Raw genomic sequence first — 19,989 nt, 5'->3', positions numbered from 1 at the left:
CTACTCCTCAGAGGAGGGCGGGTTCGGGGTGGGCCGGTTCGCTGGGCGGTGCCGGTGGGCGGCCGAGGGCCGGGTCGGCCGCGCCGCGCCTGGCGTGCCGGGCGAGCAGCACCCAGTTGGTGACGGCGAGGGTGCCCAGCAGCAGGCTGAACCCGATCAGCGAGGTGAGCATCAGCGGTGCGCTGACCGGGGAGACGGCCTGCTCGGTGGGGAGCAGCCCGTACGCCACCCAGGGTTGACGGCCGACCTCCCGGGAGATCCAGCCGAGGATCACAGCGATGAACGGCAGCGGCAGTCCGAGCACGATCAGCCAGAGCGGGAAGCGCAGTCGGATGACCCAGTCCCGGAAGAGCAGGGGCAGCAGGAGCCAGACGCAGCCGAGGGTGAAACCGATCAGGATCATGAAGCCCAACCCGACGCTGGCCAGCGCCGGCGGGGTGTAGTCGCCGGGGCCGAACCGCGTGGTCCACTCGGCTATCAGTGCCTGGCTCTCCGGGCCGTCGCCGCCGAACTTTGTCGGCTGTACCGAGCCCACCGGACCGAACTGGGCGAAACCGAACCCCTGCACCATGGTGATGGCCAGTGCCGCGGTGACCAGGCCGATCCGCAGCGAGGTGCGAAAGAGCGCGAAGTCCGGGGTACGCCGGATCAGGTGCCCGGCGCTGACCGCCGCCATCAGCATCCCGCCGACCAGCAGCGCTGCCGAGACCACGTGCCCGAAGGCCATGCCGAGGCTGGGGTTGGTGAGAAGCGCGCCGAAGTCGGTGAGGTGGGCGATCCCGTCGCGGACCTCGTAGCCGACCGGATTCTGGAGCCAGGAGTTGGCCACCATGATCCAGAACGCCGAGGCGTACGCGGTGATCGCCACACCCCAGAGCAACGCGAGGTGGACGCCCTTGCCGAGCCGGTGCCAGCCGAAGATCCACATCCCGAGGAACGTGGACTCCAGGAAGAACGCCACAAGCGTCTCGATGGCCAGAGGCGCGCCGAAGACGTTGCCGACGTAGCGCGACAGGCCACTCCAGTTCAGCCCGAACTGGAACTCCATCACGATCCCGGTGGCGATGCCGAGCACGTAGTTGATCACGTAGAGCTGGCCCCAGTAGCGGGTCAGCCGCTCCCACTTCGGGTTGCCGGTGAGCACCCAGGCGGTCTGCATGCCGACCAGCAGGGTGACCAGCCCGAGCGTGACCACCACGAACAAGAAGTGGATCGAGGTGGTGGTGGCGAACTGCAGGCGGGCGAGGAGCAGGGTGTCCATGACCAGCCCTCCATAGCGTTGGCTCCCTTGTCGTAGCCACCCTACACGTAGTTTGCCTACTGGTAAGACCTACTACGCCCTGTCGTAGGAAACTTTACTACGCCACGTAGTAATTGAGGAGATCGCGCTCGATCCTGGATGTAGTGGTCTCGCGACCCCGAGATGCCCCTCGATCCTGGATCGAGTGCGATCTTGCGAGGGTGCCGGGCGCGCGGTGCGGGGGCGCGCGCGGTGCGGGGCGCGCGCGGTGCGGGGCGCGTCGGGGAGGGAAGCGGGGTGCGAGGGCGCGCCCGGGGCGCGGGGCAGCGCCCTCCGCGCGGCTCCCGCGGGGGCTCAGCGGTGCCCGGTGGGCGTCAGCTCAGGAAGAGGGTGACCGGGAGGGCGACCAGGGTGGTGGCGACCGCGAGGGCGGTGGCGCCGAGCACCCGGGGCGGCCGGTCGCTGACCAGTAGGCGCTGCACCCGTACGTCGAGATCCCGGTCGCCCATGCCGAGCGCGCCGGCCGGGGTGATCCGGTGCCCGGCGGCGGCGAACCGGCGCAGCGCACCCGCCAGCGGGGCCTCGGCGTGCAGCTCGCGGGCCTTGTCGTCGGCGCGCATCTCGACCAGCAGGGCGACCCGCTCGTGCGCGTCGCGCACCCAGCCGAACCACGGCAGTGCCCGGCACAGCGCGGTGAAAGGCAGCAGCACCAGGTCGTGCCGCTCGTGGGCGTGCGCACGCTCGTGGCTGAGCACCGCGGCCAGCTCGGCCCGGTCCAACAGGCTCAGGGTGCCGGCGCTGACCACCACCTGCGGCTTCACGCCCGGCAGGCAGTACGCGGCGGCGCTCGGATGATCCAACACCAGCGCGCCCGGCGCGGCCGGGTCGTTCCGGGCGACAAGGGAGAGCAGGTCCCGGTGGCGACGCTGGGCGCGTACGGTGCCGTGGATGCTGCGCACTGTCGTCGTGACCAGCACCGCCCCGATGCCGAAGCCCACGCCGACGCCGGCCAGGTGGAACGTGCCCACCCCGATCGGCAGGGCGCCGTGGGCGAGGTCGTTGGCCAGGGCGAGCAGTGCGCTGCCGGTCGGCCTGTCGTACGCGCTCAACCCGAGCGCCATCGGCAGGCCCATCGCCGAGAGGCCCAACGCCAACCCGACGGCCTGCCAGCAGACGATCGCCACCCGGGGGCTGCGCCACGTCCAGGTGGAGCGGGCCAACACCTGGGCAGTCAGATAGCAGGCCAGCATCGTGGCGGCGAAGTGCACGGCGTAGGCCATGGCGCGCGCCCTACCGCTCCGCTGCCTCGCCGGCGGGTCGTCGGCCCGCCGGCCCGTCCACCCGGTCGGTCAGTGCGTCGGCCCCGCCCGCGTCGCCGCCGGTGGAGCCCGGCCCGGCCAGGCCGGCCTCGCTGCCCAGGGCCGCTCGCAGCACCTCGGCCTCGGTGCCGGTCACCGAGCGGGCGAAGCGCACCAGTGCGGCGTCCCGGCTGCCACCCAGGTCGAGGGCGTCGAGCATGAGTTGAGCGATGTGCGCCTCGCGGCTGGCCGCCGGGCGGTACCGCCAGGCCCGGCCCTCCCGCTCCCGTTGCACCATGCCCTTGCCGGCGAGGCGGTCCAGCACCGTCATCACAGTGGTGTACGCCAGCTCACGGCCATCGAGCGCGTCGGCCACCTCGCGCACGGTCACCCCGTCCGACGTGCCGGGAACCACGTCCCACAGCACGTCCATCACCGCACGTTCAAGATCGCCCAACCGAGTCACGAATCAATCCTACCCCCGGTAGTAGACCCCCCACCCACTGAGCCGTCCCAACCCGGGCCCACCCCCGATTGGCGCAAGATCCGGACAACAACAGGGTTGTTGCTGCCGCACGGACGCGTGAGGCAGCAACAACCCTGACGTTGCGCAGATCTTGGTGACCCACCCCGAGGCAGTACCAGTGAGCTGACCCGACCGACGGACCCGGCCCACGTCAGGTTTTCCGGGGGAGCCCCGCCCGCGCAGGGATCAAGCCTGACCGCCCGGAGCGGGCGGGGCTCCCCCGGAAAACCCCAAAGGCAGGAAGCGATCACACCCCCTTGGGGTGCCACACCGTCTTCGTCTCCAACAGCGCGGTCATCGGCGCCACCCCTGGGTCAGCGGTCCAGTCGTGGTCGGCCGGAGCCGGTCGGAGCACCCGCTTGAGGTTCTCCGCGGCCTTGACCTCCAGGTCGGTGGCGAGCGCGGCGTCGGTGACCCCGGTCAGGTCGATCGCGTTGACGTCCATGTGCGCGGCCAGCGTCGGCGCGGTCTCGGTGATCGCGCCGGTGAGGATGTTGACGACACCGCCGGGCAGGTCGGAGGTGGCCAGCACCTCGGCCAGCGTCACCGCCGCCAGCGGCTCGCTCGGGGACGCCGCCACCACCACCGTGTTGCCGGTGACGATCGCCGGGGCGATCACGCTGACCAGGCCGAGCAGCGCCGGGCGCTCCGGGGCGACCACAGCGACGACGCCGGTCGGCTCGGGCGCGGAGATGTTGAAGTACGGGCCGGCGACGGGGTTGGCGCCGCCGTACACCTGGGCCAGCTTGTCGGCCCAGCCGGCGTACCAGACCCAGCGGTCGACAGCGGCGTCCACCTCGTCGCCGGGGATGCCCAGGGCGACGAACTGTTCGCGGCGGCCCTCCAGCATCTCGGCGGCCCGGTAGAGGATCTGACCCCTGTTGTACGCGGTCGCGCCGGCCCAGCCCTTGACGGCGGCGCGGGCGGCGACCACCGCGTCCCGGGCGTCCTTGCGGGAGGCCAGTGACACATTCGAGGACTGCACGAGATACGACCGTCCCGACTCGCTGCGCGGAAACTTCCCGCCGATGAAGAGCTTGTACGTCTTGCGTACCGCGACCCGCTCAGACATTGAGGTAGCCCTCCAGCCCGTGCCGGCCGCCCTCGCGACCGTAGCCCGACTCCTTGTACCCACCGAACGGCGAGGTGGGGTCGAACTTGTTGAAGGTGTTGGCCCAGACCACGCCGGCGCGCAGCCGGTCGGCCATCCACAGGATCCGGGAGCCCTTGTCGGTCCAGATCCCGGCCGACAGCCCGTACGGCGTGTTGTTGGCCTTCTCCACGGCCTCGGCCGGGGTGCGGAAGGTGAGCACCGACAGCACCGGGCCGAAGATCTCCTCGCGGGCGATCCGGTGTGCCTGGGTGACGCCGGTGAAGATGGTCGGCGCGAACCAGAAGCCCCGGTCGGGCAGGTCGCACGGCGGTGACCAGCGCTCGGCGCCCTCGGCGGAACCGGCGTCGGACAGTTCGCGGATCCGCTCCAGTTGGGCGGCCGAGTTGATCGCGCCGACGTCGGTGTTCTTGTCCAACGGGTCGCCGACCCGCAGCTGAGCCATCCGTCGCTTCAGCGACTCCAGCACCCGGTCGGCCACGTTCTCCTGAACCAGGAGTCGGGAGCCGGCGCAGCAGACGTGCCCCTGGTTGAAGAAGATGCCGTTCACGATGCCTTCGACGGCCTGGTCGATCGGTGCGTCGTCGAAGACGATGTTGGCGGCCTTGCCGCCCAGTTCCAAGGTGAGTTTCTTGCTGGTGCCGGCGACCGACCGGGCGATGGCCCGGCCCACGTCGGTGGAGCCGGTGAAGGCGACCTTGTCCACGCCGGGGTGCTCGACCAGCGCGCGGCCGGTGTCGCCGGCGCCGGTGAGGATGTTGACCACACCGGCCGGCAGTTCGGCCTGCTGGCAGATCTCGGCGAAGAGCAGCGCGGTCAGCGGGGTGGTCTCGGCCGGCTTCAGCACGACGGTGTTGCCCGCGGCGAGCGCCGGGGCGATCTTCCAGGCCAGCATGAGCAGCGGGAAGTTCCACGGGATGACCTGCGCGGCCACGCCGATGGGCCGCGGGTTCGCGCCGAACCCGGCGTGCTCCAGCTTGTCGGCCCAGCCCGCGTAGTAGAAGAAGTGCGCGGCGACCAGCGGCAGGTCGACGTCGCGGGACTCGCGGATCGGCTTGCCGTTGTCCAGCGACTCCAGGACGGCCAGCTCGCGGGAGCGCTCCTGGATGAGCCGGGCGATCCGGTACAGGTACTTCGCCCGGTCCCGGCCCGACATCGGGCCCCAGACCTTGTCGTACGCCTTGCGGGCGGCCCGCACCGCGCGTTCCACGTCCTGGGCGCCGGCCTCGGCGACCTCGGCCAGCACCTCCTCGGAGGCGGGGTTGATCGACTTGAAGCTGCCACCGTCGGTCGGGTCGACGAACGTGCCGTCGATGAACAGCCCGTACGAGGGCTTGAGGTCCACCACCGAGCGGGACTCGGGGGCGGGGGCGTATTCGAACATCGGCTATCAGTCCAGGGTGAAGTAGTCGGGACCGGAGTAGGTGCCGGTCGTCAGCTTGGTGCGCTGCATCAGCAGGTCGTTGAGCAGGCTGGACGCGCCGAAGCGGAACCAGTCCGGGTCGAGCCAGTCCGGGCCGACGGTCTCGTTGACCATCACCAGGTACTTGATCGCGTCCTTGGTGGTCTTGATGCCACCGGCGGGCTTCACGCCCACCTGCCGTCCGGTCGCTTCGCGGAAGTCACGGACCGCTTCCAGCATCACCAGGCTCACCGGCATCGTCGCCGCGATCGGGACCTTGCCGGTGGAGGTCTTGATGAAGTCGCCGCCAGCCAGCATGGCCAGCCAGGAGGCCCGCCGGACGTTGTCGTAGGTGGCCAGCTCGCCGGTCTCCAGAATCACCTTGAGGTGGGCGTCCCCGGAGGCTTCCTTGGTGGCCACGATCTCGTCGTAGACCTCCTTGTACCGCCCGGCCAGGAACGCACCCCGGTTGATCACCATGTCGATCTCGTCGGCGCCGGCGGCGACGGCGGCCCGGGTGTCGGCCAGCTTGATCTCCAGCGGCGCCTGACCCGACGGGAACGCGGTGGCCACGCTGGCCAGGTGCACACCCGAGCCGCGCAGTACCTCCGCCACGTAGGGGACCATCGCCGGGTAGACGCAGACCGCGCCGACGTGCGGGCAGGACGGGTCGGCCGGGTCCGGACGCAGGGCCTTCGCGGCGAGCGCGCGCACCTTGCCTGGGGTGTCCGCCCCTTCCAGGGTGGTCAGGTCGACCATCCGGATCGCCAGGTCGATCGCCTGGGCCTTGGCGGTGGTCTTGATGGAGCGGGTGCCGAGCTGTGCCGCCCGCTGCTCCGCGCCGACCTGGTCCACGCCGGGCAGGCCGTGCAGGAAGGTCCGCAGAGCGGTCTCGGATCGTCCCAGCTCGGAGAGCTCCGACCGGGCCGACGTCGTTGTCGCCGTCATGGCGAGAAGTCTACGCACCAGACCGCCGAGTGATCTTGCTCACGACCGCTCGATGACGCGCTGACGTGAGCGGCGTCCCTGGTCCGACCGCACCCGCACCGCCGCGCGGTACGGACCGGTAGGTTGAGCGATCGTGGACGTACACGTCATTGACCACCCGCTGGCCCAGTCTCGACTGACCGCCATGCGGGACGCGCGCACCGATTCCTCGACGTTCCGGGCGGCGCTGCACGAACTGACCACCATGCTGGTGTACGAGGCGGCGCGCACCTTCCCCGTCGAGCGGTATCCGGTGCAGACGCCGGTCACCGGCACCGAGGGCACCCGGCTGGCCAACCCGCCGCTGCTGGTCCCGGTGCTGCGCGCCGGCCTGGGCATGGCGGACGCCGCGCTCGGCCTGCTGCCGGAGTCGTCGATGGGCTTCGTGGGCCTGGCCCGCGACGAGGAGACCTACGAGCCCCGCGCGTACATGGAGTCGTTGCCCCGCGATCTGGCCGGTCTGCCGGTGCTGGTGCTCGACCCGATGCTGGCCACCGGTGGTTCGCTGGAGCACTCCTGTCGGCTGCTGGCCGACCGGGGCTGCACCGACATCACAGTGCTCTGTGTGCTCGCCGCCCCGGTCGGCATCGAGCGGCTGGAACGCTCCGGTCTGCCGCTGCGCCTGGTCACGGCCTCGATCGACGAGGGGCTCAACGACAGCATGTTCATCGTCCCCGGCCTCGGCGACGCCGGCGACCGCCAGTTCGGTGGCATGCCCCGCTTCTGAGGGGATACCCGGTCGGTGCCGGGTCCGGCGGGTCCGTGCGCGCGGTGCGCGGACCCGCTACCGTCTCCGGCCATGACTGGTGTTGCGCTCGCCGAGGAGTTGCTGCTCCTCGCCTACGACGACACGACCGGCAAGGCGACAATGCCACGGATCAGCCTGGACCTGGGCATGGCCGCCGCGGTGCTGGTCGAGCTGGCTCTGGCCGGCCGGATCGCGTACGCCGACGGGTCCCTGACGGTGATCGACCCGACGCCGACCGGCGAGCCGTTCAGCGACGATGTCCTCAGCCGGATCGCCGCCGACACCCCGCACACCCCGGCGTCCTGGGTGCAGCGTCTGCGGCACGGCCTGCGCGACCGGATCCTCGCCGACCTGTGCCGGCAGGGCGTCGTCCGGGACGTCGACGAGACGGAGCTGGGCTTCATCCACGTGCACCGTTACCCGGTCGTGGACACCTCCGTCGAGGCGGAGACCCGGCAGCGGCTGGCCGAGGCGCTGACCGGCGCGGCAGCCCCGGACGAGCGGACCGCCGCGCTGGCCACCCTGGTGGTGGTGCTCCGGATGGAGTCCGCGCTCGGGGTGAGCGGCGAGGCCGCCGCCGACGCCCGCCGCCGGCTGACGGAGATCGCCACCGGCGCCGGGTTCTCCGGCGAGGTGAGCACCGACGACTCGGTGGTCCGTCCGTCGGTCGGCCTGGTCGTCGCCGCCCTGGCCAGGGCCGTCGACCAGGCCCTCGGCCCGCGCCGCTGACGTCGGATCGACCCCGCTCGGCGCGCCCTTTGCTCTGCACCCGCCCAGGCGCCACCGGCTGACAGTGGAATGGCGCTTCCGCGGGTGCAGAGCAAAGGGCGGACCTGTTGTGGCTGGGTGCCGCGGGGTTCAGATGCCAAGGGCGGCGCTGACCTCAGCGCGGAGCGCGACCACTGCCGACGCCGCCCTGCTGCGGGCCGTCTGGACGTCACCGTCGACTACCGGTTCCACCACCTCGAGGTACGCCTTGAGCTTCGGCTCGGTCCCGGACGGGCGGATCACCACCCGGGCCACAGCGGTCCGGAGGATCACCACGTCCGACTGGGGCAGCAGGTCCCGGACGCTGTCCACCGGCTGCCCGAGCAGTGTGGCCGGGGTGGCCGCCCGGATCCGGGCCATCGCGTCGGCGATGACCCGCAGGTCGTCCACCCGGGCGGAGAGCTGGTCGGTGTGGTGTACGCCGAACTCGGCGGCCAGCTCGTCCAGCCGGTCGGTCAACGTACGACCCTGCGTCTTCAGGCCGGCGGCCAACTCCGCCACCGTCAGTGCGGCGGTGATGCCGTCCTTGTCCCGGACGTGTTCCGGGGCGACGCAGTAGCCGAGCGCCTCCTCGTAGCCGAAGACCAGCGGCGCGCTCCCGCCGCCGGCCCGCACGATCCACTTGAACCCGGTCAACGTCTCGTCGTAGGGCAGGCCCCGGGCCGCGCACATCGCCCGCAGCAGTGACGACGACACGATCGTGGTGGCGTAGAGCCCGGTCACCCCCCGGCGCATCAGGTGATCGGCGAGCAGGACGCCCACCTCGTCGCCCCGCAGCATCCGCCAGCCGTCGCGGTCGTCCCGGACGACCACCGCGCAACGGTCGGCGTCCGGGTCGTTGGCGATGGCGAGGTCCGCGCCGGTGGAGTCGGCCAGGGCGATGAGTCGATCCACAGCACCCGGTTCCTCCGGGTTGGGGAATGACACGGTGGGGAACGCCGGGTCCGGTTCGGCCTGGTCGGGCACCACCCCGGGGGTCGGAAAGCCCGCGCGGGCGAAGGCGGCGGTGAGCACCGCCGCGCCCACCCCGTGTAGCGGGGTGTACGCCACAGTCAGGTCCCGCGGCCCGTCCGGGTCGATCACCGCGGTGGCCCGTTCGACGTACGAGGCGACCAGGTCGTCGCCGAGCACCAGACCGGGCTCGCCCAACGGCACCTGGGCCAGCGGCCCGACCGATCGGATGGCGGCCTCGATACCGGCGTCGGCGGGTGGCACGATCTGCGCGCCGGCGCCCAACTCGCCGCCCAACTCCGCGCCGAGGTAGACCTTGTAGCCGTTGTCCTGCGGCGGGTTGTGGCTGGCCGTGACCATCACTCCGGCGACACCGCCGAGGTGCCGCACGGCGTACGCCAGCACCGGGGTGGGCAGCGGGCTGGGCAGCAGCAGCGCCGGGCGGCCAGCGCCGGTGGCCACCTGGGCGGTGCGCTCGGCGAACTGCCGGGAGCCGTGGCGGGCGTCGTACCCGATCACCAGCGGGCCGGTGCCACCCTGGGCCGCGAGCCAGGTGACCAGGCCGGCAGCGGCCCGGGTGACCACGGCGAGGTTCATGCCGTTCGGGCCGGCGCGCAGCGGGCCGCGTAGGCCCGCCGTGCCGAAGGTCAGCGGGCCGGCGAACCGGTCGGCCAGCTCCGGGGCGCTCGCCGGGAGGCCATCGAGCACCGCCGTCAGCTCGTCCCGGCTGGCCGGGTCGGGGTCGTCGGCCAGCCAGCGCCGGGCTTGCTCGCGAATGTCGTCGATGTCAGTGGTGTCCGCCGCCATGCCCCTTTGATAGCACGGCGGCGGATCGCCCCTGTGGGTTCCCTCCGGCTCAGCCGTTCCCGGTGAGCTGGAACGTCCGTGCCATCTCGTCGAAGATCGGCTTGCTCTCCGCGAACTTGGCGTCCGTGGCGGTGAGGTAGAACGAGTACGCCTTGCCGTCCTGCGCGACGCCCCGCCAGACGCCGTGCCGCATCGCGTCACCAGCGCCGCACGTGTACTCGAATTCGGCTGCCGGCTTGCTGGCCAGTTCGGTCTCGGTGGAGGAGACCTGGTTGTACGGCTTGACGCAGGAGGTGCTCCGGGTCTTGAGCCCGTTCTCGGCCGTCTCGGCCCACCGGACGGAGCTGCTGCTCCACTTCTCGGTGATGATGCGGACCTTGCGGCCGCTGTCAGCCGGGTCGATGTAGTCGGTGTACGAGCCGCCGGTGGCCTTCTTCCAGCCCTTCGGCACCATGACCTGGATCCCGCGGGCCGTGTGCTCCTGCATCTCGACGGTGGGGGCCGCCGGGGCGGACGTGGTGGGCTGCGCGGCAGGGGTGCTCGGCGGGGCGTCGTCGCCGCCGGAGAGCGCCACAGCGGTGATCAGCAGCACGACGACCAACCCGCCGGCCGCGGCGAGCTGCACCTTGCGCGGCCAGCCCTTGACAGTGGTGACGAGCTGACCACCGGTGGCCCGGACCTTGTCCAGCGCGCTGCCGCCCGAGGCGGCGGGCGCGGTGGCCCAGGGCTGGCCGGTGCCCGGCACCGACCACTGGTTGCCGCCGCCGTAGGTGCCGCCGACGCGCTGGGTGGCCTCCGGTGCGCCGCCGTACCCGACCTGCTGGGTGGCATCGGCCGGGCTGCCGTAGCTGACCCGCTGGGTGGCGTCGGGGTGCCCGCCGGCGTCCACCCGCTGGGTGGCGTCGGGGTGCCCGCCGGCATCCACCCGCTGGGTGGCGTCCGCGTTGCCGCCGTAGGTGCGCCCGGCCGCGGGTCGCCCGGGACTCGGCATCGCGCCGGTCGGCGTGTGCAGCGGACCGGCCAACGCGTCGGCGCTGGTCTCGTCGAGCCCACCGGTGGTGCCGGCCGGGCGAGCTGCCTGCGGGCGCTCGCCCCGGCGCAGCGAGGCCAGCCGGTCGGTCAGCGACTCACCCGGGGCCAGCATCGCCGGGCCACCGATCTGGCTGTCCGGCTTCGGCTCCGGCGGGGGCGGCGGGAGGACGGGGATGGGGCGCTGCTGCACCGGCACCACTGCGTACGGGTCGGTGACCGAGTGCACAGCCGTCGCCGTGCTGCCCAGCGGGCCGGCGAGCAGCTCGCGCAGCATGGCCCGGGAGGTGTGCACGTCGAGTCGGCGCGCCGGGTCCTTCTCGAGCAGACCCATCAGCACCCGGGTCAGCGGGCCGCTGCGCTGCGGTGGGGCGGGCGGGTCCTCCACAACGGCGTGCATGGTCTCGATCGGGTCGCCCTTGTCGAACGGGGGCCGCCCCTCGACGGCGGTGTAGAGCGTCACACCCAGCGAGAAGAGGTCACTGGGCGGGCCGAACTCCTGGCCCATGGCCCGCTCGGGCGAGATGAAGTGCGGCGAGCCGAGCACCATGCCGGGGGTGGTGAGCTGCACGTCGGTGGGCATCCGGGCGACCCCGAAGTCGGTCAGCACGCAGCGCCCGTCGGTGCAGATCAGCACGTTTGCGGGTTTGACGTCGCGGTGCAGCACGCCGATCGCGTGCGCGACCTCCAACGCGCCGAGCAGCGCGATGCCGATCTTGGCGACGGCGCGGGGCGCGACCGGCCCGTCCTCGATCACCATGTCGGCGAGGCTGCGGGCGTCCAGCAGCTCCATCACGATCCACGGCCTGCCGGCCTCGGTGACCACGTCGTACACCTGCACCACAGCGGGGTGCTGGATGGCGGCGGCGGCGCGGGCCTCGCGCAGGGTGCGTTCGTACATCGCGTCGCGGTCGCTGGGGGCCAGCCCCGGGGGCAGGACGACCTCCTTCACCGCCACGTCGCGGCGCAGCAGGGTGTCTGTGGCGCGCCACACCGTGCCCATGCCGCCGTTGCCCACCGAGGACCGCAGCGAGTACCGGCCACCAATGGTGGTGCCGGGCGCCGCTCGTCCGTTGGCGGGACTAACTGGTCCGCCGCTCCACGTCGGGATCTGAGTCACAGAAAAGCCACCGGGGGAAATCGAGGGGGGCTGGGACACAACCCCCCTATCTTGCTGGTTCCGACGCCCGATGCGAAAGCCGACGCGGCGGACGTTTATCGAAGTCGACAGAACGTGCGCTGTCGTTCACCTGGTGTCGACGGGTCGGGACGCACTGTGCGGTATCCCTCACCCGACCACGTGGCCAGGCGTCCTACCATCCGGGGATGAACCAACGGCGGTCAAGTGAGTCCGGTTTCCCGATCAACGGCGTCTACACGGAGGCCGACCTTCCGGAGGACCTGGACTCCCGGCTCGGCAGCCCGGGCGAGTTCCCGTACACCCGGGGTGTCTACCCCACCATGTACACCTCCCGCCCGTGGACCATGCGCCAGTACGCCGGCTTCGGCACCGCCACCGAGTCCAACGCGCGGTACCACCAGTTGTTGCGGGCCGGCACGATGGGCCTCTCGGTCGCGTTCGACCTGCCGACGCAGATGGGCTACGACTCGGACGAGCCGATCGCGCATGGCGAGGTCGGCAAGGTGGGTGTCGCGATCGACTCCATCGAGGACATGCGGCTGCTGTTCGCCGACATCCCACTGGACAAGGTGTCCACCTCGATGACCATCAACGCGCCCGGCTCGGTGCTGCTGCTGCTCTACCAACTCGTCGCCGAGGAGAACGGGGTGCCGGGCACGGCGCTCAACGGCACCATCCAGAACGACATCCTCAAGGAGTACATCGCCCGGGGGACGTACATCTTCCCGCCGAAGCCGTCGCTGCGCCTGGTGGCCGACACGTTCGCGTACTGCCGCAGCGAGGTGCCGAAGTGGAACACCATCTCGATTTCCGGCTACCACATGGCGGAGGCCGGCGCGACGCCCGCGCAGGAGATCGCGTTCACGCTGGCCAACGGGGTGGAGTACGTACGGGCGGCGCTGGCCGCCGGGCTCGCCGTCGACGACTTCGCGCCCCGGCTGTCGTTCTTCTTCGTGGCCCGCACCACGCTGCTGGAGGAGGTGGCGAAGTTCCGCGCCGCCCGGCGGATCTGGGCCCGGCTGATGCGGGACGACTTCGGCGCCAAGGATCCGAAGTCGATGATGCTGCGGTTCCACGCCCAGACCGCTGGCGTGCAGCTCACCGCCCAGCAGCCGGAGGTGAACCTGGTTCGGGTGGCGGTGCAGGGTCTGGCTGCGGTGCTCGGTGGCACCCAGTCGCTGCACACCAACAGCTTCGACGAGGCGATCGCGCTGCCCACCGAGAAGGCGGCCCGGCTCGCGCTGCGTACCCAGCAGGTGCTGGCCTACGAGACGGACCTGACCGCCACCGTCGACCCGTTCGCCGGGTCGTACGTGGTGGAGGCGATGACCGCCGAGATCGAGGCCGCCGCCGTCGAGTTGATGGAGCGGGTGGCCGACCACGGCTCGGCGGTGGACGCGATCGAGGCCGGGTTCCAGAAGCGGGAGATCGAGCAGTCCGCGTACCGGATCGCCCAGGAGATCGACTCGGGGGAACGGGTGGTGGTCGGGCTCAACAGGTTCACCGTGGACGAGGAGGAGCCGTACGAGCCGCTGCGGGTCGACCCGACGATCGAGGCGGCCCAGGCCGACCGGCTGGCCCGGCTGCGCGCCGAGCGGGACGCCGACGCGGTGGCACGGGCGCTCGCCGATCTTCGGGCTGCCGCCGAGGGTACGGAGAACGTGTTGTACCCGATGAAGGAGGCGCTGCGGGCCCGGGCGACGGTGGGTGAGGTCTGTGGGACGTTGCGTGAGGTGTGGGGGTTGTACCGACCCACCGACCGATTCTGAGCGCCCGGCCGCCGCTGCGGCCTCGGGACGCGGTGTGTCCGGCACTCTCAGCGGGTATCCGGTCGGTTGAGCCGGGACGCACACCGTGTGCGCCCACGGTGGGTGGGTGCATGTGAGCGTCCTTATCCGGCTCGTTGCCGTGTGTGGTCGGCTAATTGTCGGAGTGTCAGTTCATCACCCCGACTAATGCGACAATTTGGCAACGGGTCTCCGACTGGCGCGGGGATTCGTGACCGCCGCGATCGGTTACGCGTTGTAGGAGGTGAGGGGCTGATGACGGCGTTTGACCGTGATCTACCTGCTGTCCCCCGCCTTGACGAGCGCCCCCAGCAGGGCATACGTGACTCTGTGCGGTCCGATCATTACCGTAACGAGGTTGCGCAGCGTCACCGTCGGAGGTCTAGGCTGTCTGCTGTCCCCGATGATCCATCCATTCCTAGTGATCGAGAATTCGACGTGACGAGTGCGTTGACGCTGCCCACAAATGGCCAGCTGGCGTCGTCCTGGCCGGAGACGCCACCGGGATCCCAGCCCCTGCCCCGCGAGCTGGACCACCTTCTCGCGCTCCGGGTACCGGGGCTGATCGCTACGCGCCGTCACCTCCACTCGCACCCGGAGCTGTCCGGCAACGAGTTCGAGACGGCCGCGCTGATCGCCCGGGAGCTGTCGCTGGCCGGGCTGAATCCGCGCCTGCTGCCCAAGGGCAACGGCGTGATCTGCGACGTCAACGGCAGGCCGGACGGGCCGGTCGTGGCACTGCGCGCCGACATCGACGCCCTGCCGCTGGACGACCCGAAGGACGTCCCGTACCGGTCGACGGTCGAGGGCGTCTGCCACGCCTGCGGGCACGACGTGCACACCTCGGTCCTGCTCGGCGTCGGCATGCTGCTGGCCCAACTCGCCGACCTCGGCGAGCTGGACGGTCGGGTCCGGCTCATCTTCCAGCCGGCCGAGGAGATCCTGCCCTGCGGTTCGCTGGAGGTCATCGAGGCCGGCGGCCTGGACGACGTGGTGCAGATCTTCGCGCTGCACTGCGACCCGAACCTGCAGGTGGGCCAGGTCGGCCTGCGGGTCGGCCCGATCACCGCGGCCGCCGACAACGTGACGGTCCGACTCTCCGGCCCGGGCGGGCACACCGCCCGCCCGCACCTGACCGTCGACATGGTCGACGCGCTCGGTCGGCTGATCACCGAGGTGCCGGCCCTGGTCAGTCGCCGGGTGCCGGCCAACAGCGGCCTGCTGCTGGTCTTCGGCCACGCCTCGGCCGGCACCCGCTACAACGTCATCCCGTCCGAGGCGAGCGCGTCCGGCACCCTCCGGGTGATGGACCGCGACACCTGGGAGCAAGCTCCCAAGATCGTCGCTCAGGTGGTGCGGGACGTGATCGCGCCGACCGGTGCCACTGTCGACCTGGAATACCTGCGCGGCCGGCCGCCGGTGTGCAACGACTCCCACGCCATCCAGGTGCTGACCGCAGCCACCGCCGCCGCCCTCGGCCCGGACGGGATCGCCGAGACACCGCAGAGCATGGGCGGCGAGGACTTCTCCTGGTACCTGGAGTACGTCCCCGGCGCCCTCGCCCGGCTCGGCGTGGGTCGCTCCGGCCCCAACGTCGACCTGCACCGGGCGAGCTTCGACGTGGACGAGCGGTCCATCGCGGTCGGTGTCCGCGTCATGGTGCAGACCGCGTTGCGGGCACTGGCGGCGGCGCGCTGACCGGCGCGACCAGAGCCGGGGACCTACGCCGTCGGCGCAGCACCACCAGCAGCGCCACCAGCGGTACGCCCAGCGCCACCAGCCAGGGCAACAACGCACCCAGCACCGTGAGCAGGACGGTCATCGAGACGAGGAACGCCTTCCAGCCGCCCCTGAGCCCGACCAGGAAGCCGGTCTCGGCCTCGTCCTCGGTGTCCTTCGCCGCCGGCCCGGCCAGCGACACGGTGATCGTGGAGAGGGCGGTCAGGTCGGCCAGGCGCCGCTTCTTGGCCTCCAGCGAGGCCAGATCGGCCTCCCGGCGACCCAACTCGTTCTCCAGCGACACCAGATCGGTGATCGAGGTGGCTCGGGACAGCAACCGGCGGGCGCTCTCCACCCGAGCCCGCTGACTGGTGATCCGGGCCTCCAGGTCGACGGTCTCCTCGGTGACGTCCTGGGTGTCGATCTGCCGGCTCTGCTGCCGACCGAGCTTCGCGATCTCCTCCACCACGCCGGTGAACTTCGCCGCCGGCACCCGCAGCTCCAACTCCGCCACCGCGTCGGCGTCGGCACTGCGCCGCTGGTCACCGCCGACGAAGCCGCCGGCCTGGGTGGCCACGGCGGTGGCCTCGCGGGCAGCGGAGTCCACATCGTCCACCTGCACCCGCATCCTTCCGGTGTAGATGATCGCCCGCTGGTCGACCCGCAGGTCCGGTGCACCCGCGCCGGCCCCCTGCGGCGCACCAGCGGCGGCGTCCCGGCCCGCCTCGCCGCCGTTGGCCGCTGGCGCCTCGGCCGCCGTGCCCGCGCTGTCCCGCGCCCCGCTGTCGCCAGCGCCGCACCCCGTCAGCGCCAGAGCCGCCGCCAGTGTCGTGGCCGCCAGCAGCGCACCGCGGCGTCGTCCCACCTGTCCGTCCATCCCCGCTCCCATCGTCGTCAACCGGTGTGGCGATAGCTCGGACGCGACGCACACACCGGCTGGTTCCGGCAGACTGCGCTGAGGACGTCACGATTCGATAATCGAGGAGTCACGATGCGGCTCACCAAGTACGCCCACTCCTGCCTTCGGGTGGAACACGACGGGGGAGTGCTCGTCGTCGACCCCGGGGTGTTCGGCGACGCCGCGGCGGCGCTGGACGGTGCGGACGCGGTGCTGATCACCCACGAACACCCCGACCACCTGGATCTGGCCGCGGTGCGCCTGCAACTCGACCGACAGCCGTTCCCGATCCATGGGCCCGCCTCGCTCGGCGAGTCCCTGGGCGACGCTGCCGACGTGCTGCGCCCGGTCAGCGTCGGTGAGTCGTTCACCGCCGCCGGGGTCGCGGTGCGCGCGTACGGGGGGCGGCACGCCGTGATCCACCCCGACATCCCGGTGATCGACAACCTCGGTTACCTGATCAACGACGTTGTCTACCACCCGGGCGACTCCCTGGTGGTGCCCGACGAGACACCCGTCGACACGCTCTTCGCGCCGATCCACGCGCCATGGTCGAAGTTCTCCGAGGTGGTCGACTTCATCCGCGCTGTCGCACCGCGGCGCGCGTACGCCCTGCACGACGCGTTGCTCAACGACAACGGGCTGGGCGTGCTCGACCGGCAGTACACAGCGCTGTCCGGCACCGAATACCAGCGACTGGAGCCCGGTAGCCGGGTGGACGTCTGACCCGATGCCCGGCCTCTCCGCGGAGCTGGTGCAGCAGCTCTACCGCACCCCACCGGACCGGTTCGTGGCCGCCCGGGACGCCGCCGTGGCCGAGGCCCGCCGGGCCGGCGACCCGACCACCGCCCGGCAACTGGCCCGGCTGCGTCGTCCGACGGTGGCCGCCTGGTTGGTGAACCTGCTCTCCATCCGACGCCCGGAGCTGGTCGCCGATCTGGTGCAGCTCGCCGACGCCCTGCGAGTCGCCCAGCGGGAGTTGCGCGGGCCCCGACTGCGGGAGCTGTCCGCACAGCGCCGGGCGGTGGTCGGCGCCCTGGTCGCCGAGGTTCGCAAGCTCGCCGCGGCCGAGCCGGACGCGCCACCGGCGAGCCGGCTGCCCCTGGCCGAGGTGGAGGCGACGCTGAACGCGGCGTTCTCCGACGCCGAGGTCGCCGAGCAGGTGCGGGCGGGCCGCCTCCTGCGGGCGGCCAGCTACGCCGGCTTCGGTGAGGTGCCCCGGCCGCAACTGCGGCTGGTCACCGACGATGACGAGGAGCGCGAGGAGGAGCGCCCGGCCCGCCGACCCGGCCCTCAACGGGGCCGTCCCGAGGCGGCACCCCGTCCGGACCGGGCGGCCGAGCGTGCCGAGCAGGCCGAGCGGGCCGCACAGCGGGCGGCCCGAGCCGAGCGGGCCCGCCAGCGCCGCGCCCTGGACCGGGAGTTGGCGAAGGCCCAGGCCGACCAGGAGCGGGCCGAGACCGAGCTGACCGAGGCGACCGGGCAGGAGCGCGACGGTGCGGCAGTACTCGATCGCCTCGAGGCCGAGTTGGCCGAGCTGGAGCGGCGGCGCGCGGTCGCCGAGCAGGACCTCAGCCGGGCCAAGCTCGCCCGGCGTGCCGCCGAGCGTGCGGTCACAGTGGCCCGGCGGCGCGCCGGCGAGGTCGAGGCGGCGGTCGAGGCACTGGCGGCCGAAGAGGGGAATGCGGACGCGGGCGGTGGCGCGGCAGACTGACCATCGATGGACGACGACGAGTGTGCGGACCGTACACGGCGAGTGGCCCCGGGTCGGGGCGTGGTCGTGGTCGCCCGGTCGGGTTGCCCGAGCGAGGCGGCGCGGTGACTCCGGAGCAGGTCGCGGCCGCCAGTAAGCCCGTCGTGCTCGACCTGGGCGACGCCTTCAGCCGGGACCCGACCACGTTGCGCCGGGCCCGACTGCTCGGCATCTCCGGCTGGGCCTTCTACATCAGCGGCCGGGCCGGCGCGCTCGGCGGTGTGCGGGCCGAGACGGCATCGGCCGCCCTCGGATTCATCGCCCCGGACGCGGTCGCCGACGGCTGGGACGCCGCCGCCCGGGTCGTTCCGCCGTTCGAGGTGGCCGCCGCGAGTCTCGCCGAATGCTGCCGGTGGGGGGCGGAGCAGCTCGGCCCTCTGCCCGGCACCGAACGCCTGTCGGCGCTCGTCGAGCGGGCCGTGGTGGCGGCGGAGGCCAGTGGGATGCCGCTCTTCGCCGCGTGGCGGGCCATGCCGCTTCCGGATCTCTCGCCCGGGGCGCGCAGCGCGGCCGGGCTGCGGCTGCTCCGGGAACACTTCACCGGCGCCTACCTGCTGGCGGTACGCGCCGCGGGGATGACCCCGTTGGAGGCCGTGCTGGCCGGGCCGGAGGGCGAGGCCGGCGCGGTGGCCTGTGGCTGGCCGCCGCCGTACCCGCCGATCGGGCCGCTGGTACGCCGCCGACTCTGGGCGGAGGCGGTGACCAACCGGCTGACCGCGCCGGCGTTCACCGCCCTCGGGCCCGCCGACGGCGCGGAGCTGGTGGAGTTGCTGCACCGCACCCGGGTCGACCTCGGCTGAGCTTCCCGTCGGCCGGAAAAATGGGCGGCGCCGGAGCGGATCGGCTGCCAGGATGTCCTGCCGTGACCCTTCCCGCTGGTTGGACGACGCGCCGACCCACCCTCGACGACGTGCCGGCGATCCTCGCGGTGGTGCACGCCGCCGACACCTTCGCCATCGGCCATCCCGATTTCGACGCCGAGGACGTCGCGGCGTCGCTGACCGCCCCCCACTTCGACCCGAGCCGGGATTCTTGGCTGGCCATCGACCCGGACGACACTGTGGTCGGCTGGGCGACGGTGGACAACCCGACAGGTGTGGGCCGGGAGTTCGTGGAGGTCTACGTCGATCCGGTACGGGCCGCCGCCGTCCGCGCGCCGTTGCTACTCCGCCAACTGGACCGGGTCGCCGAGCGCGCCGCCGAGCGGGGGCTGCCGTCGCTCACCGTCCGTTGCGCGGTCTTCGCGCCGGAACGCGACTGGGAACGAACCCTGCGCGAGGTCGGGTTCACCCTCGTCAAGAGATACGTCCGGATGAGCGGGCCGCTGGACGACCTGCCCGACGAGCCGGCCGGTCCATCGGCAGTGACGGTGCGGCCGGTCCGCCCGGACGACGAGGCCGACCTGCGGGAGTTCCACCGGATCACCGATACCGCCTTCGCCGACACCGCCGATCACGAGCCGCTGTCGTACGAGCGGTGGCGGGCCCGGATCGGTGACCTGACCGCCTGGGACGAGTGGTTCGTCGCCGAGGTGGACGGGGTGCCGGTCGGCGCGTTGCGGTCCTCGGACCAGGCGGTCGACCAGCAGCAGGGCTGGGTGAAGAGTTTGTCGGTGCTGCCCGCGTACCGGCGCAGGGGTGTGGGTGCGGCGCTGCTGCGCAGCGCCTTCGCCCGCTACGCCGAGAAGGGGCGGCGGTCCGCCGGCCTTGGCGTGGACCTCACCAACCCGACCGCCCCGCTGTCGCTGTACGAGTCGGTGGGCCTGCGGGAGACCGTGTGGGCCGACATGTACGAACTTTCCGTCCCGGCGGCCGGTGTGTGATT

Annotated in this window: 17 protein-coding genes; 8 read left to right on the top strand and 9 right to left on the bottom strand. The window is 72.1% G+C overall.

Annotated features, from left to right (window positions below; all coding sequences use genetic code 11):
* Positions 1–7 precede the first annotated feature (7 nt).
* The 6 genes from OG992_RS16755 to deoC all read right to left on the bottom strand — a co-directional run bounded on the left by OG992_RS16755 (position 8) and on the right by deoC (position 6,525).
* Entirely contained in the window at positions 8–1,261 is a 1,254-nt protein-coding gene (locus OG992_RS16755) for a cytochrome ubiquinol oxidase subunit I (protein ID WP_238684468.1), read from the bottom strand.
* 353 nt (positions 1,262–1,614) lie between these two features.
* Positions 1,615–2,520 carry a M56 family metallopeptidase gene (locus tag OG992_RS16750; protein WP_112624284.1) on the bottom strand — a complete coding sequence of 302 codons (906 nt, stop codon included), beginning with the start codon at positions 2,518–2,520 and terminating at the stop codon, positions 1,615–1,617.
* 10 nt (positions 2,521–2,530) lie between these two features.
* A complete protein-coding gene (locus OG992_RS16745; RefSeq protein ID WP_238684467.1) occupies positions 2,531–3,004 on the bottom strand; it encodes a BlaI/MecI/CopY family transcriptional regulator in 474 nt (157 codons plus the stop codon).
* A gap of 307 nt (positions 3,005–3,311) precedes the next feature.
* The gene (locus OG992_RS16740) at positions 3,312–4,136 is read right to left on the bottom strand and encodes an aldehyde dehydrogenase family protein (RefSeq protein ID WP_210818811.1); all 825 of its coding nucleotides are present in this window, start codon (positions 4,134–4,136) and stop codon (positions 3,312–3,314) included.
* Positions 4,129–5,559, bottom strand: a complete 1,431-nt coding sequence (locus tag OG992_RS16735; protein ID WP_266303695.1) for an aldehyde dehydrogenase family protein — start codon at positions 5,557–5,559, stop codon at positions 4,129–4,131. The genes OG992_RS16740 and OG992_RS16735 overlap by 8 nt, the downstream gene beginning before the upstream one ends.
* A gap of 6 nt (positions 5,560–5,565) precedes the next feature.
* Positions 5,566–6,525 (bottom strand): deoxyribose-phosphate aldolase, encoded by a 960-nt coding sequence (gene deoC, locus OG992_RS16730; protein WP_238684465.1) that lies wholly within the window; start codon positions 6,523–6,525, stop codon positions 5,566–5,568.
* A 133-nt stretch (positions 6,526–6,658) separates the two neighbouring features.
* Between deoC and upp the strand changes: the two genes are divergently transcribed.
* Together upp and OG992_RS16720 are read left to right on the top strand one after the other, a co-directional pair.
* Entirely contained in the window at positions 6,659–7,291 is a 633-nt protein-coding gene (gene upp, locus OG992_RS16725) for a uracil phosphoribosyltransferase (protein WP_210784459.1), read from the top strand.
* Positions 7,292–7,363: 72 nt separating this feature from the next.
* Positions 7,364–8,041, top strand: a complete 678-nt coding sequence (locus OG992_RS16720) for a GPP34 family phosphoprotein (RefSeq protein ID WP_238684464.1) — start codon at positions 7,364–7,366, stop codon at positions 8,039–8,041.
* A 129-nt stretch (positions 8,042–8,170) separates the two neighbouring features.
* Here OG992_RS16720 and OG992_RS16715 read toward each other — a convergent pair whose 3' ends face one another.
* Together OG992_RS16715 and OG992_RS16710 are read right to left on the bottom strand one after the other, a co-directional pair.
* The gene (locus tag OG992_RS16715; protein ID WP_266303694.1) at positions 8,171–9,838 is read right to left on the bottom strand and encodes a phospho-sugar mutase; all 1,668 of its coding nucleotides are present in this window, start codon (positions 9,836–9,838) and stop codon (positions 8,171–8,173) included.
* A 49-nt stretch (positions 9,839–9,887) separates the two neighbouring features.
* Positions 9,888–11,987, bottom strand: a complete 2,100-nt coding sequence (locus OG992_RS16710; protein ID WP_266303693.1) for a serine/threonine-protein kinase — start codon at positions 11,985–11,987, stop codon at positions 9,888–9,890.
* A 206-nt stretch (positions 11,988–12,193) separates the two neighbouring features.
* Here OG992_RS16710 and OG992_RS16705 point away from each other — a divergent pair, with 206 nt between their 5' ends.
* Complete coding sequence (locus OG992_RS16705) at positions 12,194–13,777, top strand: methylmalonyl-CoA mutase (RefSeq protein WP_266303692.1); 1,584 nt, start codon at positions 12,194–12,196, stop codon at positions 13,775–13,777.
* A 456-nt stretch (positions 13,778–14,233) separates the two neighbouring features.
* On the top strand, positions 14,234–15,493 hold the full coding sequence (locus tag OG992_RS16700; RefSeq protein ID WP_238684460.1) for an amidohydrolase: 1,260 nt from the start codon (positions 14,234–14,236) through the stop codon (positions 15,491–15,493).
* Here OG992_RS16700 and OG992_RS16695 read toward each other — a convergent pair.
* Positions 15,450–16,412, bottom strand: coding sequence for a DUF4349 domain-containing protein (locus OG992_RS16695; protein ID WP_266303691.1), 963 nt, complete (start codon positions 16,410–16,412; stop codon positions 15,450–15,452). The genes OG992_RS16700 and OG992_RS16695 overlap by 44 nt on opposite strands.
* Positions 16,413–16,505: 93 nt before the next feature.
* On the opposite strand from OG992_RS16695, the gene OG992_RS16690 reads away from it, so the two are divergent.
* The 4 genes from OG992_RS16690 to OG992_RS16675 all read left to right on the top strand — a co-directional run bounded on the left by OG992_RS16690 (position 16,506) and on the right by OG992_RS16675 (position 19,987).
* Positions 16,506–17,138: an MBL fold metallo-hydrolase gene (locus tag OG992_RS16690; protein WP_238684458.1), complete on the top strand. Its 633-nt coding sequence runs from the start codon at positions 16,506–16,508 to the stop codon at positions 17,136–17,138.
* Between the two features lie 4 nt (positions 17,139–17,142).
* Entirely contained in the window at positions 17,143–18,126 is a 984-nt protein-coding gene (locus OG992_RS16685; RefSeq protein WP_238684457.1) for a hypothetical protein, read from the top strand.
* A 104-nt stretch (positions 18,127–18,230) separates the two neighbouring features.
* Positions 18,231–18,965, top strand: coding sequence for a hypothetical protein (locus OG992_RS16680; protein ID WP_266303690.1), 735 nt, complete (start codon positions 18,231–18,233; stop codon positions 18,963–18,965).
* Positions 18,966–19,027: 62 nt separating this feature from the next.
* Positions 19,028–19,987: a GNAT family N-acetyltransferase gene (locus tag OG992_RS16675; RefSeq protein WP_266303689.1), complete on the top strand. Its 960-nt coding sequence runs from the start codon at positions 19,028–19,030 to the stop codon at positions 19,985–19,987.
* Positions 19,988–19,989 lie beyond the last annotated feature (2 nt).

Origin of the sequence: Micromonospora sp. NBC_00362, from assembly GCF_026342155.1 — a bacterium.
GTDB classification, from domain to species: domain Bacteria; phylum Actinomycetota; class Actinomycetes; order Mycobacteriales; family Micromonosporaceae; genus Micromonospora; species Micromonospora hortensis.
Note: the sequence above shows the minus strand (reverse complement) of the source record. Positions and strands in the feature narration are given on the sequence as shown.

Coding starts and splice junctions, on each gene's coding strand:
- OG992_RS16755 (WP_238684468.1), bottom strand. CDS start 1,261: ATGGACACCCTGCTCCTCGCCCGCCTGCAGTTCGCCACCACCACCTCG.
- OG992_RS16750 (WP_112624284.1), bottom strand. CDS start 2,520: ATGGCCTACGCCGTGCACTTCGCCGCCACGATGCTGGCCTGCTATCTG.
- OG992_RS16740 (WP_210818811.1), bottom strand. CDS start 4,136: ATGTCTGAGCGGGTCGCGGTACGCAAGACGTACAAGCTCTTCATCGGC.
- OG992_RS16735 (WP_266303695.1), bottom strand. CDS start 5,559: ATGTTCGAATACGCCCCCGCCCCCGAGTCCCGCTCGGTGGTGGACCTC.
- deoC (WP_238684465.1), bottom strand. CDS start 6,525: ATGACGGCGACAACGACGTCGGCCCGGTCGGAGCTCTCCGAGCTGGGA.
- OG992_RS16720 (WP_238684464.1), top strand. CDS start 7,364: ATGACTGGTGTTGCGCTCGCCGAGGAGTTGCTGCTCCTCGCCTACGAC.
- OG992_RS16715 (WP_266303694.1), bottom strand. CDS start 9,838: ATGGCGGCGGACACCACTGACATCGACGACATTCGCGAGCAAGCCCGG.
- OG992_RS16705 (WP_266303692.1), top strand. CDS start 12,194: ATGAACCAACGGCGGTCAAGTGAGTCCGGTTTCCCGATCAACGGCGTC.
- OG992_RS16690 (WP_238684458.1), top strand. CDS start 16,506: ATGCGGCTCACCAAGTACGCCCACTCCTGCCTTCGGGTGGAACACGAC.
- OG992_RS16685 (WP_238684457.1), top strand. CDS start 17,143: ATGCCCGGCCTCTCCGCGGAGCTGGTGCAGCAGCTCTACCGCACCCCA.